Source organism: Serratia marcescens (assembly GCF_006715005.1).
GTDB lineage: Bacteria > Pseudomonadota > Gammaproteobacteria > Enterobacterales > Enterobacteriaceae > Serratia > Serratia montpellierensis.
In genome coordinates this window covers 85,435-101,138 of sequence record NZ_VFMJ01000001.1, presented here as the reverse complement: position 1 = coordinate 101,138, position 15,704 = coordinate 85,435, and the positions used below count along the sequence as shown (strand labels likewise).

The following is a 15,704-nucleotide window of genomic DNA, read 5'->3' as shown; positions in this document are numbered from 1 at the left end:
TTTTTATCGGCTTGCGCCAGGCCGCTTACTTCAGCAGCGCCTGCGCCTTCGCCACCACGTTGTCCACGGTGAAGCCGAACTCGGCGAACAGCTGCTCTGCCGGCGCCGACTCACCAAAGGTGGTCATGCCCACGATGGCGCCGTTCAGGCCCACGTACTTGTACCAGTAGTCCGCGATGCCCGCTTCCACCGCCACGCGCGCCGTTACCGCCGCCGGCAACACCGACTCGCGGTACGCCGCATCCTGCTTGTCGAACGCGTCGGTCGACGGCATCGACACCACGCGCACCTTGCGGCCCGCTGCGGTCAGCGTGTCCGCCGCTTCCACCGTGATGCCCACTTCAGAGCCGGTGGCAATCAGGATGACGTCCGGTGTGCCCGCGCAGTCTTTCAGCACGTAGCCGCCGCGGTACACGTTCGCCAGCTGCTCTGCGGTGCGCGGCTGCTGGGTCAGGTTCTGGCGCGAGAACACCAGGGTGGTCGGGCCGTCGTTGCGCTCGATGCCGTACTGCCACGCCACCGCCGACTCCACCTGGTCACACGGACGCCAGGTGCTCATGTTCGGGGTCACGCGCAGGCTCGCCAGCTGCTCCACCGGCTGGTGGGTCGGGCCGTCTTCGCCCAGACCGATGGAGTCGTGGGTGTAGACGAACACGTTGCGCAGCTTCATCAGCGCCGCCATGCGCACCGCGTTGCGGGCGTATTCCACGAACATCAGGAAGGTCGCCGAGTACGGCAGGAAGCCGCCGTGCAGCGCGATGCCGTTGGTGATGGCGGTCATGCCGAACTCGCGCACGCCGTAATGAATGTAGTTGCCCGCCGGGTCAACGTTCAGCGCTTTCGAGCCGGACCACATGGTCAGGTTGCTCGGCGCCAGGTCGGCGGAGCCGCCCAGGAACTCCGGCAGCACCTTGCCGAACGCTTCCAGCGCGTTCTGCGACGCCTTGCGGCTGGCGATGTTGGCCGGATTGGCCTGCAGTTTTTCCACGAACGCCTTGGCGTCGGCTTTCCAGTCGGCCGGCAGCTCGCCGTTCATGCGGCGCTTGAACTCGGCAGCCTGCTCCGGGAAGGCCTTGGCGTAGGCGGCGAACTTGTCGTTCCAGGCTGCTTCTTTGGCCTGACCGGCTTCTTTGGCGTCCCACTGGGCGTAGATGTCCTGCGGGATTTCAAAGGCGGCGTATTTCCAGCCCAGCGCTTCGCGGGTGGCGGCCACTTCGGCGGCGCCCAGCGCGGCGCCGTGCACGTCATGGGTGCCGGCCTTGTTCGGTGAACCGAAGCCGATAACGGTCTTGCACATCAGCAGCGACGGTTTGTCGGTCACCTTGCGGGCTTCTTCAATTGCGGCCTTGATGGCGTCCGGGTTGTGGCCGTCGACGTTGCGCACCACGTGCCAGCCGTAGGCTTCGAAGCGCAGGGCGGTGTCGTCGGTGAACCAGCCGTCGACGTGGCCGTCGATGGAGATGCCGTTGTCATCGTAGAAAGCGGTCAGCTTGCCGAGCTTGAGGGTACCGGCCAGGGAGCAGACTTCGTGCGAGATGCCTTCCATCATGCAGCCGTCGCCCATGAAGGCGTAGGTGTGGTGGTCAACGATGTCGTGGCCTGGGCGGTTGAACTGCGCCGCCAGGGTGCGTTCGGCGATGGCGAAGCCGACGGCGTTGGCGATGCCCTGGCCCAGCGGGCCGGTGGTGGTCTCAACGCCTGGGGTGTAGCCGTACTCCGGGTGCCCTGGGGTTTTGGAGTGCAGCTGACGGAAGTTTTCCAGCTCGCGCATCGGCAGGTCGTAGCCGGTGAGGTGCAGGAGGCTGTAAATCAACATGGAGCCGTGGCCGTTGGAGAGCACGAAACGGTCGCGGTCAGCCCAGTGCGGGTTAGTCGGGTTGTGGTTGAGGTAGTCACGCCACAGGACTTCGGCGATGTCCGCCATGCCCATAGGGGCACCCGGGTGGCCGGAATTTGCTTTTTGTACGGCGTCCATGCTGAGTGCGCGGATGGCGTTGGCAAGCTCTTTACGAGAGGACATGTTTTACTCCAGGTCGGATAAAAAAAGCAGTCAAGTTCCCTATTTTCTCAGACTCCACATCACAACGGCAATCCCTAATGCCAAATGAGAGCGAGTTCACCACTTATTAGCACGATTGGACGCTTTTTCGGAATAACACTATTCTCGCCCCGTCTGGCGTACACTAGGCTCTTGCGACAAGATTTCCTCCAAGCAAAATGATTCTTTTACCTTGTTACCTTCACAGGAAGATGGCGTTATGAAGATCCGTACCTCTTTGATTGCGTTGGGCATTGCCACCTTGGCAACCGGCTGTCAAAACCTGAATACCGAAACCTTGATGCAGTCCGGCGCACAGGCGTTCCAGGCGGCGACCCTGAGCAACAACGACGTTAAGGCCCTGAGTGATAAATCCTGTGCCGAGATGGACAGCAAGGCACAAATCGCGCCGGCCGACAGCACCTACGCCAAGCGTCTCAACAAAATCGCCGCGGCGCTGGGCGACAACATCAACGGCACCCCGGCCAACTACAAGGTCTACGTGACCAAAGACGTCAACGCCTGGGCGATGGCCAACGGCTGCATCCGCGTCTACAGCGGCCTGATGGACATGATGAACGACAACGAAGTGGAAGGCGTGCTGGGCCATGAAATGGGCCACGTGGCGCTGGGCCACACCCGCAAGGCGATGCAGGTGGCTTACGGCACCGTGGCGCTGCGCACCGCGGCGTCCTCCGCCGGCGGCGTCATCGGCTCGCTGTCGCAGTCGCAGCTGGCGGATATCGGCGAGAAGCTGGTCAGCGCCCAGTTCTCGCAGAAGCAGGAAAGCGAAGCGGATGATTACTCGTTCGATCTGCTGAAAAAGCGCGGCATCGATCCGAACGGCCTGGCCACCAGCTTCGAGAAGCTGGCCCAGATGGAAGCCGGCCGCCAGAGCAGCCTGTTCGACGATCACCCGTCTTCTCAAGCGCGTGCGCAACATATTCGCGATCGCATCGCGGCAGAGAAATAACCGCGAAAACGCCCGGCAACCGCCGGGCGTTTTTTATCGTATTAATACAGCGTTTTCTGCGGCGGCCCGGCGAAGGTCAGCGGCCCGACCTGCTTCATGTCCACCTCGACCACCGATGGCCCCGGGTAGTTGATCGCTTCGGCCAGCACGCCGTTGAACTGCGACGCCGCGTCCACCTTCCAGGCTTTCAGCCCCATCGCTTCGGCGATCTGGGTGAAGGCCGGCGTATGCAGCTCGTTGTAATACTGGCGCCCGGCGAAGTACTTGTCCTGAATGCCGCGCATCACGCCATAACCGCCGTCGTTCATGATCAGCAGGGTGATATTCACCTGTTCCTGCGCCATGGTCGCCAACTCGCCCAGGCCCAGCGCCAGACCACCGTCGCCCACCAGCCCCACCACCTTGCGCTGCGGGTTAGCGATCGCGGTGCCGATGGCCATCGGCAGCCCCATACCGATGGCGCCCGCCAGCGAGTGAATGTTGCACAGCGGCGAGATCGCCCGGAACAGCCGGCTGCCCCAGACGCTGCCGGAAACGGTGATATCGCGTACCAGCAATCCGTCCTGCGGCAGCGCGGCGTCGATGGCGTCATTGAGTTTGGCGTATTCACCGGACTGCTGGCGCAGCGCACTCTCCGCCTGCCGCACCGCCCCCGCAATCTCGGCATCCCACTCGGCGTTGACCTTCTCGCCGGGGGCCAGCCGCGCCGCCAGCGCCGCCAGCAGCGCCGCACAGTCGCCGTTGATCTGCTCATCGGCCAGATAGTTGCGGTTGGCCGCCGCCGGATCGATGTCAATCTGCACCAGCGGGCGCGGCAGCGGCAGCGTCCAGGTGCGGGTTTCATTACTGCGCAGGCGCGAACCGGCCACCAGCGTCAGATCGCACTGCGTCAGGATCGCCTCGATGCTCGGTGAGTTATGGAACGCCCGCAGGCTGCGCGGATGGCTGTCCGGTAGAATGCCGCGGCCGTGGGTGCTGGAGATCACCGCCACGCCGGCGTCCGCCAGCTTGCGCACCGCGTCGCCGCAGGCCAAGGCGCCGCCGCCCAACCACAGCAGCGGACGCTTGGCCTGTTTCAGCCGCTGATGCAGCCGCTCCACCGCCGCATCGTCCGCCTTCGGCAGCGGCGCCGGCACCAACGCTTCGGTCAGCACCGAACGGGAAACCAGGCTGCTTTGAATATCGATCGGGATCTCGACCGCCACCGGGCCGCAGGGCACGGTTTGCGCATCCAGGATCGCCCGTTGGATCACCGCCACCGCCTGCTCCGGTGAATTGACCCGGTAAGCGCGCTTGGAGCAGGCGCGCAGGAAGCCGAGCTGATCGCGGGTTTCATGAATAAAACCGGCGTCGGCGTCCAGATAGGCTTTTTCCACCTGGCCGGTGATATGCAGCAGCGGCGTGTTGGCGTTGAGCGCCTCAATCATCGCCCCCACCGCGTTGCCCGCGCCGGCGCCGGTGCTGGTCAAGGCTACGCCCAGGCCGGAGAAGCGCCCGTGCGCGTCGGCCATGGTGACCGCGCCCGCTTCGCCGCGCGCTGGCACGAAGCGAATTTTATCGCGCTGCCCCACCGCATCGGCGATCGGCAGATTATGAATCGAAATGATGCCGTACATCGCCGACACCGCGTACTGTTCCAGAGTCCGGGCTATCGCCTCGCCAACCGTGATTTTATCGCTCATCATCTGCCTTCTTAGGGTATTCGTTATTAGGGTTATGCGTAGAGGTGTCGGCCTAGTCGCTCCAGCGGTTCACCTGATGGCTCAGCGCCAGATACACGCTTTTCTGCTGCATGTAGGCCTTGATGCCGTTCAGGCCCTTTTCGCGGCCCAGCCCGCTTTCCTTGAAACCGCCGAACGGCGTGGAAATCGAGAACGTTTTGTAGGTATTGACCCAGACGGTGCCGGTTTCCAGCCGCTCCGCCAGGGCCATCGCGCGAGGGAAGTCACGGCTCCAGATGCCGGCCGCCAGGCCGTAAACCGAGTCATTGGCCTGTTCAGTCAGCTGTTGCTCGTCGTCAAACGGCAGCGCCACCAGCACCGGGCCGAAGATCTCTTCCTGGCAGACACGGGCGTCGTTGTTCAAGCCTTCAATAATGGTCGGCAGGTAATAGCTACCGCTCGCCAGTTGTGGATCGGCCGGCGCTTCGCCGCCGATGATCACCCGGCCGCCCTCCTGCCGCGCCAGCGCCACGTAGTCCGCCACGCTTTGCCGATGTTTGGCGCTGATCAGCGGGCCGAGATGCACGCCCGGCACCAGCGGGTTGCCGATGCGCAGCCCCGCCGTCAGTTCGGTCAAGCGCGCCAGCAGCGGCTGATACAGCGAACGATGCACGAACAGCCGCGAACCGGCGATGCACGCCTGGCCGGCGGAGCTGAAAATGCCGTAGCAGATGCCGCGCGCCGCCTGCTCCAGATCGGCGTCCTCCAGCACGATGGTCGGCGACTTGCCGCCCAATTCCAGCGAAGTGGGGATCAGCTTGTCGGCGGCGATGTGCGCCAAATGGCGCCCGGTGCTGGTCCCGCCGGTAAAGGAGATCTTTTTCACCAGCGGATGGCGCGCCAACGCCTCGCCGATCACCGAACCTTTGCCCGGCAACACGCTGAGCAGCCCAGCCGGTAGGCCCGCTTGTTCGAACAGCTCGGCCAGCTTCAGCGCCATCAGCGGCGTGGCTTCGGCCGGTTTGAGCACCACCGCGTTGCCCGCTGCCAACGCCGGCGCTACCTTCTGCATTTCGCTGGCGATCGGCGAGTTCCACGGCGTAATGGCGGCGATCACCCCCATCGGTTGATACTGGCTGAGCGTCATCACCTCGGCGCTGCGCGGGGTCGGCAGCTCACCTTCCAACACCTCGCAGGCGGCCGCGAAGTAGCGCGCGGTCGCCGCCGCGCTGGCCACCAGCCCGCGGGTTTCCGCCAGCGGCTTGCCGTTGTCGCGGGTCTGCAGCTCGGCCAACTGTTCCTGCTGCGCCAGAATCAGGTTGCTGACGCGGTAGAGGATCGAGGCGCGTTGGTGCGGCACCAACCCACGCCATTCCGGCGCACGCCAGGCGCGTTCCGCGGCTTCTACCGCCTCGTTCACGTCCTCGACGCTAGCGGCACGCAGCCGCGCGTTGACGCTGCCGTCAGCCGGGAATACCGAAGCCATCTCTTCGCCACGCCCTTCACGCCAGCGCCCGGCGACAAAAATATTCAATCGTTCCATGCTCCGCTCCTGCCGTTCAGGCAATAAAACCGCCGTCCACCAGACGGCGGCAGGCTTGTACCGCGCTCAGCGCCGCCAGGGTTGATGTTTTGGGATTGCTCGCCAGCGGGGTGCCGCTCAGCTCGATGTGAAATTCGCCAAAGTCGCCGCACACCTGCAGACGATGGGTATTGCGCCGGGTGGCGGGATCGACCTGCAGGCGCACCCGGGTGGCGTCCATCCCCAGGCCGTTGAGCGCAATGGTGGCCGCCACGTTGGCATTGGCCGGGAACAAACGCGCCGCTTCGCGCGCCGACCCTTCAAAAAATACCTGCGCTTCGCTCACCGCATCGAGGTCGATCAGTTGCTCCGCCGGGCTGCCGCGCCAGCTGGCCGGACTTTTGCTGGCCTGATAGGTCACGCTTTCCAGCCCGCCTTCGCGCGCCGACGCCAGTCCGTCCATCCCCGCCACCGCACCGGACAGCACGATCAGCTGCCCGTGATGGCGGCGGCAAACTTGCTGCAGCCGCTGTTGCAATGCGGCGTCCGCCAGCGCACCGGTCGAGATCAGCGCCAGCGGCCAGCCGCGCTGCAGCACCGCTTCGCCAAACTCCACCACCGCCTGCTGGCTGGCGCACTCCAGCACCAGATCCGGCCGCTGCAAACACTGCTCGGGATGGGTCAACGCCTGCACCCGCCCGCCAAAGGCCTCGGCGATCGCCGCATGATGAGCTGCGCGCGCCAGGATCCAGCCAACCTCCACGCCTTCCGGCAAACGGGCGATCACTGCCTTCGCCATCGCGCCGTAGCCAATCATCATGATCTTCTTCATCTTTTTCGGCCTCTGCTACACATGGCGGTTAAAACCGCCGGAAACGTCCAGCGCCGCGCCGGTGGTAAAGGAAGCCAGCGGCGAAGCGAGGAACAGCAGCGCCTGCGCCGGCTCCTGCGGCTTGCCCAGGCGCTTCATCGGGATGCCGCGCCGTTCGGCGATCGCCGCCGTCCACTGCTCCCAGCTTTGCTCTTTATCGCTGCGATCGTCGAAACGGCGGCGCCACTGGCCCGACTCCACCATCCCCAGCAAGATCGAGTTAACGCGAATGCCTTTGTCCACCAGCTCTTTCGATAGCGTCAGCGTCATGTTGAGCAGCGCGGCACGCGCCGCCGAGGTGGCGATCATGTGTTCTTCCGGCTGCAGCGCCAGCAGCGAGTTCACGCAAGTGATAGACGCGATCGCCGATCGTTCCAGCGCCGGTAAGAACGCCTGCACCGGATTGATCACGCCGAACAGCTTCAGCTCCGCCTCATGCAGCCAGGCTTCACGCGGCGTCTGGTCAAAATAGGCGACGAAGCCCTGACCGGCGTTGTTGATCAGCAGATCCACGCCGCCGAAATGCGCCGTCACCTGGTCGGCGAACTGCGCCACCTGCTGCGCGTCCAGTACGTCGCAGCGCAGCGCCAGGATCTCCGCCTGCGGAAACTCCGCACGCAGGCTGGCTGCTGCGCCGGCCAGTTTGTCCGGATCGCGGCCGCAAAACGCCACCTTCGCCCCTTCGGCCAGCAGCAGTTTCAGGGTTTCGAAACCGATGCCCGACGAGCCGCCGGTCACCACCGCCACCCGATTCTCAAGCTGAAAATTCATCGTTGGATTGCTCCCGTAAAGTCCCGCAGATAGCGGTTGAAACACGCCGGCGCGTCGAGGTAGCTGGCATGGCCGGCGGCGGCGATCAAACGCAGCGTCGCGTCCTGCTCACGCGCCAGCTCGGCCGCCTTCTCCGGTGGCGTAATGCGATCCTGTTCACCGCACCACACTTCCAGTGGGCCGCGATAGCGCGCCAGATAGCGGGCGATATCGTCATTGGCCAGCATCCAGGCGGCACTCAGAAAACCGTCGGGATCGAGCTGCTGCATGCCGTTGCGCACCCAGGCGATATCCTGCGGATCCGCCCCTTCACGCAGCAAGGCCGCCGCCCGCTGCTCGCCATAGCCCACCGGCCCCAGCGTCTCTATCATCTGTTGGCGCTGGCCGTACACCTGCCGACGTTTTTCCTCCGGCGCCGTGGCATAGCCCTGCGCCGGATCCGCCAACACCAATCCACATAACCCGTCCGGATAGCCGGCGGCATAGGCGCTGCCGATCAGCGCCCCCAGCGAATGGCCGACGATCAGCGGCTGCGCCAGCTGCAGCTCAGCAATCAGCGCCGCCAACGCCGCCGCATAACCGGCGGCATCGGCCTGAGGATCCGCCAACGGCAGACTGCCGCCGTAGCCCGGCGCGTCCCACGCCAACAGACGGTGGCCGTCCATCAGGCCGTTATCGTTCAACTGCTTGATCCACGAGGCCGATCCGGAGCTGATGCCGTGCAGCAACACCACCGGCCGCCCCTGCCCGGCCTCGCGCCAGCTCAGGGTGTACGCCCCGCAGCGCGCCCGTTGGCGTTGCGCCAGGCCGTTCATCAGTTGCGCTTCACTTTGGACAGCGGATGATCCGCCGGATAGGTCGGGATCTCCGGCTTGGCGGTGCCGAGCATCACGCACATCAACGCCTCTTCCTCGCCGTGGTTGAACAGGCCGCGGTACACGCCCGCCGGCACCGAGATCAGATCGCGCTCTTTCAGCCTGGTTTCGTAATACTCTTCCCCATCCTGAATCATCAGCGTGATGCTGCCTTTCAGCATGAAGAACACTTCTTCCACGTCGTCGTGCAGGTGCAACGGGCCCTCGCACTTCGACGGCAGCACCATGGTGGAGAAGGTGAAATTGCCCGCCGGAATGGTGTTGGCGTCGCTGGCCACGCCGGTAGCGCCGGTACCGATGTAGCGCATCTGCGCGCGGCGGTATTTCGGGTCAAAGTCGGCCTGGAATTTCAGCGCGTTCCAGTCGTATTTACGGCCTTCAAAACGGGCGATGCGCGACTCTACCCAGTTTTCCATCGACAGATCCTGCGGCTTGACGCCGGCTTTATTCTCAACCTGAGACATGTTGTCACTCCTCTGTTGAATCGATTGATTAATCAGTACTTTCTCAGCAACGGCAGCAGAATGAGGCAGCCGACGAACGCCATCACCACCAGGAACAGCAGGCCGTTATCCATATTGCCGGTGGCGGCGATCAACGCCCCCATCAGCACCGGCGCCAGCGCGCCGGCAAAATTGCCCAACCCGTTGAAAATACCGCCGGCGGTGGCGCTGACCTTGCTGCTGGTCGCCTTCGCCAACAGCGCGAAAATATTCGGTGCGCCGGCGCCCCACATAAAGGTGCTGAAGGCCATGGCGGCGATCACGCTGTAAGTACCCTGCAGGTGCAGCACCACCGCCAGACCGAGTCCGGCGCCGCACAGCGACAGGAAGCAGGCCAGCGCGCGCCGATCCAGCTTGTCCGACAGCCAGGCGCCCAGCACTTCGCCGAGCAGCATGGCGATGAACGGCAGCGAAGAGAGGTAACCGGCATGCTCCAGATGAATGCCTTTGCCTTTGATCAGATAGCTCGGCAACCAGCCGTTCATGCCCCACAGGTAGGTCAGGAAGGCGATATTGAACAGGCAAATCATCCAAAAGTGCGGGCTGCGCAACAGCTCGCGGCGATGCTGTTTGCGTTCGGACACCGCCGGCTTGGCCGCCGCCGCCGGGCGCGCGACGTTCAGGTGACGCATGCCGAACAGCACCAGCAACATCACCGGCAGCGTCAAAAACGCCATAAAGAAGAAGGTGGTTTGCCAGTCGAAGGTATTGAGGATGTACAGGGTGACCGGGAAGCCGAGCGCGGCGCCCAGCGGCGTGCCGAGCAGCCACAGCATGGTGGCGCGCGCCTGCAGCTGCGGCGGGAAGGCCTGACGAATAATGGCGTAGGCCATCGGCAGCAGCGGCCCTTCGGCGATGCCGAGCAGAATGCGCAGCGTCATCATGGCGTGATAGGAACGCACCATCCCCATCAACACCATCAGCACGCCCCACACCACCATCATGCCAATCAATACTTTTACCGGGTTAAGCCGATCGCCGATGCCGCTGAGCAGCATCGAGGAGATGCCGTAGGAGAACAGAAACGCGCTCATCAGCAAGCCCAGCCGCGCCGGGTCAAAGCCGATCCCTAACGCCTGCTGAAACTCGGCGTCGGAAAACAGCGCCGCGATGCTGATCTTGTCGAAAAACGCCAGCAGCACGCAGGCAAACAGCGCGATCGGCACCGACCAGCGCACCCGCTGCTGCGGATTTTCGGCAACGGTTTCCCCCGCCCGTCCAGCGCGGGCGTCAATGTCTTGCGTAGTCATAAAACGCTCCCGAGCGTTCGGGCGTTATTTCAACGCCATCAAAGAAAACTCCGCATCCGCCAGCTGCTGCGGATCCAGCACCCGGCCACTCGCCAGCCAACGCTTGCCGAGCTTGATGGTGCGCGCGTCGTTGAACGCTACCATCTGCACCAACTGCCGATCGGCGTTCAGCGTGAAGAACACCTGCGACTGCGGCGTGCGGCGCACCACATGGTGTACCCCGCCGCTCGGCACGCCGAGGATCTGGATATTGGCGTCGTATTGATCCGACCAAAGCCAGGCCACGTCGTCATACGGAGCGGCGAAGGCGTCGAGCATCGCGCAAGCGGTGCTGATGGCCTGATTTTGCGCGTAGGCCCAGGACTGCAGGCACAGGCCGAGCGTCGGATGGCGCGCCACGTCGCCGGCGGCGAAGATCGCCGGATGGCTGGTGCGCCCCTGGCCGTCGACCACGATGCCGGACTCGATCGCCAGCCCGGCGCTGCGCGCCAGTTCGAGATTCAGCTCGACGCCGATCCCCACCACCACCAGATCGAAGGCCTGCGGATCGCTGACTTCGCTGCCGATCCAGGCGGCGCCATCGCGATCTTCCAGCGAGATCTCGCCGCAGCCACACAGCACCGTGACGCCCTGCTGACGATGCAGTTCGAACAACGCCTGTGAGACGTCGGCGCCGACGCTACGCATGCACAGCGCAGGCTGGCGTTCAAACACCGTCACCTCGGCGCCGAGACGGCGCGCGGAAGCAGCGATCTCCAGCCCGATCCAACCGCCGCCGACGATCGCCAGGCGACGGCAGCCCTGCAAGCCCTGCCGCAACCGGGCCGCATCGTCCCAGGAACGCAGCGTCATCACGCGCGGGTGCTGCGCCCAGGCGGCGCTCGGCACACGCGGCCGTCCGCCGGTGGCGATCAGCAACTGCTCGAACTGCAGCCGTTGCCCGTCGCTGAGCGTGACGATTTGCTGTTCGGCATCGATGGACTCGGCGCGCAGCGGGCGACGCCAGTCGATATTCAGCGCCTCCACCGCCTGTTCGCTGAATAGCCGGCTGAGGGGCGCCGCGGCATCCAGCAGCGCCGCTTTCGACAGCGGCGGCCGCTCGTAAAAATCGTAGGGTTCGTCGCTGACAACCGTCAGCCGGCCGCTGTAACCGCGATCGCGCAGCGTCTTGGCCGCCCAGCCGCCGGCCTGGCCGCCACCGACGATGACGATGCCCGCGTGTTCCGGCCGGTTCATAACGCCTGCGCCTTTTTATGCTGGCGGCGCGTGTCGTGATCGATGCCGCCCTCTACCGCCCATTCGGTGAAGGAGACCAACGAATGCTCCAGCTCGCGCGGCTGCCAGTTTTCCGTCAGATAATCGTCGTTGGTGTAGTACTCGAACGCGCCACCGGTCGGGCTGTTGACGTACCAGAAATAGGCCGAGGAGATCGGGTGGCGGCCGGGGCCGATAAAGGTGCTCCACTGCTCTTTGTTCATGGCGATGCCGCCGCCGATCACTTCGTGGATATCGCGCACGGTGAATGCCACGTGGTTCAGGCCGCGTGGGCGGTTCGGCAGCTTCAGCAGGAACAGGTTATGGTGGCCGCCGCACGCCTGAGTACGCAGGAAGACGGCGCGATCGATATAGCGATCGGAAACCTGGAAATCCAACAGCTCGCGATAGAAACGCTCGGTCGCCGCCAGGTCGTCAACGAAGAACACTACGTGGCCGATGTTGATAGGTTGCGCCTGCGAATAGACCGGGCTGGGTTGATCGATGCGGCGCACGTCGCCCCATTGGTTGATCGGCGTGACCGGCACCTCAACCGCCTGCTGGCGGCTGACGACGAAACGCAGCGTCATGCCGTTGGGGTCGAGGCATTCCAGCTCTTCTCCCACTTGACGGAAGCCGGGCATCAACGCCAAACGCGGCTGCAGGCGCGCCAGATCGGCGGGTGAGCCCACGCCCCAGGTCATGCGGCGCAGGGTAGAACCGCCTTCAAACGCCGCAGGCAGCGCCGCGCTTTGCAACGGGTGCAGGACAACCTGCGCCCCGCTCAGGGTGGTGAATTCGCGCTGCGGTTCGCCCCAATGTTGCGTGGCGGGCTGCAGGCCGAAGTCTTGCATGAATTTTTCGCAGGTTGGCAGATCTTCGACGCCAAACTCCAGTTTTTCGATTCCGATTACGCTCATTGTTCAGCCTCACGTTCTCGCTGCATACGGTTTTCAGGCATGAGTGAACCCCGGCCCCTGTTTGCTACGGGCCTTATCCCTGCCTGAGTAAAAGAGTCGGTCCTGCCGGTTAGCCGACGTTGGCCTGCGGCGGCGCGCCGAGGAAGCCGGAAATTTTCTCCGCCGCGTCGCGCACTTCCATGCGCAGCCGCTCGCGATCCGCTTTCGGGATCTCATCGGACGGCACCATGATGCTGACCACCGCCTCGACCCGCTGCTCGCGGTTGAAGATCGGGTAGACGATCGAGGAGATGCCGTGGCGGAAGAACGATTCGCCGATCACATAGCCGCGCGCTTTGTCTTGCTGCACCATCTGCCACAGCGTTTCGCGATCCGCCGGGGTGCCCGGCGCATTGCCCGGCAGCTGCGCGTCCGGATAAAGTTGTTCGAACTCGCTGCGGGTGGCGCTGGTCAACAGCATGCGACCCAGAGAGGTTTGGTGCACCGGCAAACGGGTGCCGACGCTGACCTGGTTGATCTGCGAACCGGCGGCGCTGACGCGAGCGATGTAGATCACGTCGCGCCCGTCGCGGATCGCCAGATGACTGCTGCACTGGCTGCGATCGCGCAGCTGCTCGATCACCGGCTGGCCGGCCTGTGCCACGTCCAGCGACGCGATGTATTCGAAGCCGAGGCGCAGCACCTTGATGCCGAGCGCAAAGGTGTTGGTGCGCGGATTGCGCTCCAGGAAGCCCAGGTGCTCGAGCGTCTGCACCACGCGGTAGGCGGTGGCCTTCGGCATATCGACCAGGCGATGCAACTCGGCGAAGGTCATTTCCTTATGCTGCTCGCCAAACGCCAGCAGCAACTGCAACCCGCGATCCAGTCCCGGGATCAGATACTTACATGCTTGCTCGTCCGCCATCTCTCGCTCCTGCGCTGTGCGCCAGCCCTGCGGGCCTCAGTTGAATACGAAGCCGCCGTTGACCGGCAGCAGTTGGCCGGTGACGAAATCCGCCAGCGACGACAGCAGATAAAGCACCGTACCGTTCACATCGTCCGGATGCTGCGCCCCGGCCAGCGCGCGCCCCTGCTCATACAGCTGATGGCGCTCGGCGGGCACATACTCGGTGGCCTCCACCCGCGTCAGGCCCGGTGCGATGGCGTTGACGCAGATGCCCTGCGGGCCCAGCTCGCGCGCCATCGAACGGGTCATTGCAATCACCGCGCCTTTACTGGCGACATAGGCCATCAGGCGCGGCGCGCCCCACAGCGCAGTGTCCGACGCCACGTTGACGATTTTGGCATGCGGGTTGCGTGCCAGCAGCGGCACCGCCGCCTGGCTCACCAGCCAGGTACCGCGCACGTTGACCTGCATCACGCGATCCCACAGATCGATATCGTATTCCATCATGGTTTTGCCACCGATGCCGGTCGCCAGCGCCGCGTTGTTCACCAGGCCGTCGATCCCGCCGCCAGCGGCGATCTTTTCGAACGCCGAACGGATCGAATCCGGTGACGCCAGGTCGATCGTCTGCGTTTCCACCCGAGCGCCCTGCTCGCGCAGCGCGGCACCGCTCGCGGCCAGCTCATCCGCCAAGATGTCGCACATCACCACCTGCGCGCCGGCGGCGGCGATGGCGGCGGCGAAGCTGTAACCCAGGCCGCGCGCCGCACCGGTGACCACGATACGTTTACCGTTCAACAGGCCGTTCACTGCGCCGCCTCCCGCTCGCGCAACGTCGCCAGCTGTTTCTGCGCCTCTTTCTGCATCAGGCGGCGCAGGCGTGAAAGACCGACGTCGTGCTGGTACAGGTATTCGCGGCCACGGGCGTTAGGTGCCATGTTCTCAAGCACGATGCGATCCTGCTCAAGCACGTCCCAATGCAATGATTCCAGGCGGTTGCGGTACATGAAGCGCCACATGTCGCGCTGCCAGTCCTTGACCTTACGGATGCGCCAGAAGAATACCCGGCAGTGATCCTTGTCTTCCGGCACCACCATGCCGATGATCCAGAAGTGACCACCCGGCCCAAAGCGCTTCTTGTACGGGATCGACAGGCGCATCCAATACGCGCCGCTGCTGCCGAATTCCACCCAGTCGAAGTTAACCCCGATCTGTCCGTTCTTTTTGAAGATAAACCCGCTGTCGGTCGGCTCCAGCCCCATATCCGCCTTGCGATCCCCTTCCGCCATCGAGTGCGAGGAGGAATGCAGATAGGTGCCGTGCATCGGATCCATCACGTTTTCCAACGCGTACTGGTAGTTGCAGTCCCAGCTGGCGGTGCACAGGAAGTGGCTGTACGACGCTTCGTCCGCCAGCTCTTGCGGGAAAGTCAGCTCCGCCGGCGCTTCATCCGCCGTCACGCCGAAATAGAGGAACACTGCGCCGTAGGCTTCTTTGGCCGGGTAAGAACGCAGGCATTTTTGCCCCACCAGCGGGCAGCGATCCACCGCCGGCACGTCTTTCACCGTCCCATCGCCGCCGACTTCCACCCCGTGATACCAGCAGGCGATGCGATCGCCGAGGTTCCACCCCATGGAAAGCCGCGCGCCACGGTGCGGGCAGCGGTCTTCCAGCGCGTGGATCTGGCCTTCACCGTCGCGCCACACCACGATTTGCTGTTCAAGGCGGGTGATGCCGACCGGGTTGTTGCCCACTTCCCAACTGGCCAGCACCGGATACCACATGCCGCGCAATCCCTGGTCAAGATAGTCCTGCAAGCTCTGTTCGGAGGATGTTGTGTTTGCTGTCATTGTCTTCTCCCGGATGTGGCTCAGAAACCGTTAACGTGAAGGAATTCGCGGAAGGTCGCCTCATTCCACGGTTGGCCGCTGCGATCGAACAGGCGGCGCTGATTCAGCGCGCTGACGATCTGCTCCAGCTCTTCCGCCCCCTGCTCGAAGATCGTTTCCAGCGCCGCCACCAGCGCGGTTTCGAAACCGTCCGGCACCCGGGCGCGGTTTTGCCAGATGACATTGCGGAACTGGCCCGGCTGATGGATTTGACCGTTGCCGCCTTCGCGGGCCGGCGTCACCTGTTGGGTGTCCGGCAGCCAGGGATTGAAATCGGTGATGTGCTGCATG

15 protein-coding genes are annotated in these 15,704 nt (G+C 64.1%); 1 reads left to right on the top strand and 14 read right to left on the bottom strand.

Annotation, left to right across the window (positions count from 1 at the left end; genetic code table 11):
• Positions 1–25: 25 nt before the first annotated feature.
• A complete protein-coding gene (tkt, locus tag FHU12_RS00475; protein WP_141966724.1) occupies positions 26–2,020 on the bottom strand; it encodes a transketolase in 1,995 nt (664 codons plus the stop codon).
• A 238-nt stretch (positions 2,021–2,258) separates the two neighbouring features.
• On the opposite strand from tkt, the gene loiP reads away from it, so the two are divergent.
• On the top strand, positions 2,259–3,011 hold the full coding sequence (gene loiP, locus FHU12_RS00470; RefSeq protein WP_019456034.1) for a metalloprotease LoiP: 753 nt from the start codon (positions 2,259–2,261) through the stop codon (positions 3,009–3,011).
• 41 nt (positions 3,012–3,052) lie between these two features.
• Here loiP and FHU12_RS00465 read toward each other — a convergent pair whose 3' ends face one another.
• The 13 genes from FHU12_RS00465 to FHU12_RS00405 all read right to left on the bottom strand — a co-directional run bounded on the left by FHU12_RS00465 (position 3,053) and on the right by FHU12_RS00405 (position 15,703).
• Entirely contained in the window at positions 3,053–4,693 is a 1,641-nt protein-coding gene (locus FHU12_RS00465) for a thiamine pyrophosphate-binding protein (RefSeq protein ID WP_141966722.1), read from the bottom strand.
• A gap of 52 nt (positions 4,694–4,745) precedes the next feature.
• Positions 4,746–6,215 (bottom strand): aldehyde dehydrogenase, encoded by a 1,470-nt coding sequence (locus tag FHU12_RS00460; protein WP_141966719.1) that lies wholly within the window; start codon positions 6,213–6,215, stop codon positions 4,746–4,748.
• 16 nt (positions 6,216–6,231) lie between these two features.
• Positions 6,232–7,026 carry an aspartate dehydrogenase gene (locus tag FHU12_RS00455; protein ID WP_141966717.1) on the bottom strand — a complete coding sequence of 265 codons (795 nt, stop codon included), beginning with the start codon at positions 7,024–7,026 and terminating at the stop codon, positions 6,232–6,234.
• 15 nt (positions 7,027–7,041) lie between these two features.
• Positions 7,042–7,836, bottom strand: a complete 795-nt coding sequence (locus FHU12_RS00450) for an SDR family oxidoreductase (protein ID WP_141966715.1) — start codon at positions 7,834–7,836, stop codon at positions 7,042–7,044.
• Complete coding sequence (locus FHU12_RS00445; protein WP_141966713.1) at positions 7,833–8,651, bottom strand: alpha/beta fold hydrolase; 819 nt, start codon at positions 8,649–8,651, stop codon at positions 7,833–7,835. The genes FHU12_RS00450 and FHU12_RS00445 overlap by 4 nt, the downstream gene beginning before the upstream one ends.
• On the bottom strand, positions 8,651–9,175 hold the full coding sequence (locus tag FHU12_RS00440) for a cupin domain-containing protein (protein WP_004937634.1): 525 nt from the start codon (positions 9,173–9,175) through the stop codon (positions 8,651–8,653). The genes FHU12_RS00445 and FHU12_RS00440 overlap by 1 nt, the downstream gene beginning before the upstream one ends.
• 32 nt (positions 9,176–9,207) lie before the next feature.
• Complete coding sequence (locus FHU12_RS00435; protein WP_141966711.1) at positions 9,208–10,464, bottom strand: MFS transporter; 1,257 nt, start codon at positions 10,462–10,464, stop codon at positions 9,208–9,210.
• 24 nt (positions 10,465–10,488) lie between these two features.
• The gene (locus FHU12_RS00430; protein WP_141966709.1) at positions 10,489–11,700 is read right to left on the bottom strand and encodes an NAD(P)/FAD-dependent oxidoreductase; all 1,212 of its coding nucleotides are present in this window, start codon (positions 11,698–11,700) and stop codon (positions 10,489–10,491) included.
• Complete coding sequence (locus FHU12_RS00425; protein WP_141966707.1) at positions 11,697–12,638, bottom strand: VOC family protein; 942 nt, start codon at positions 12,636–12,638, stop codon at positions 11,697–11,699. Before FHU12_RS00425 ends, FHU12_RS00430 begins: the two co-directional genes overlap by 4 nt.
• A gap of 109 nt (positions 12,639–12,747) precedes the next feature.
• The gene (locus FHU12_RS00420) at positions 12,748–13,542 is read right to left on the bottom strand and encodes an IclR family transcriptional regulator (RefSeq protein WP_004937625.1); all 795 of its coding nucleotides are present in this window, start codon (positions 13,540–13,542) and stop codon (positions 12,748–12,750) included.
• A gap of 36 nt (positions 13,543–13,578) precedes the next feature.
• Positions 13,579–14,334, bottom strand: coding sequence for an SDR family oxidoreductase (locus FHU12_RS00415; RefSeq protein WP_141966705.1), 756 nt, complete (start codon positions 14,332–14,334; stop codon positions 13,579–13,581).
• Entirely contained in the window at positions 14,331–15,374 is a 1,044-nt protein-coding gene (locus tag FHU12_RS00410) for a Rieske 2Fe-2S domain-containing protein (RefSeq protein WP_043141261.1), read from the bottom strand. Before FHU12_RS00410 ends, FHU12_RS00415 begins: the two co-directional genes overlap by 4 nt.
• Before the next feature lie 20 nt (positions 15,375–15,394).
• A complete protein-coding gene (locus tag FHU12_RS00405) occupies positions 15,395–15,703 on the bottom strand; it encodes a recombinase-like helix-turn-helix domain-containing protein (protein ID WP_073534198.1) in 309 nt (102 codons plus the stop codon).
• Position 15,704 lies beyond the last annotated feature (1 nt).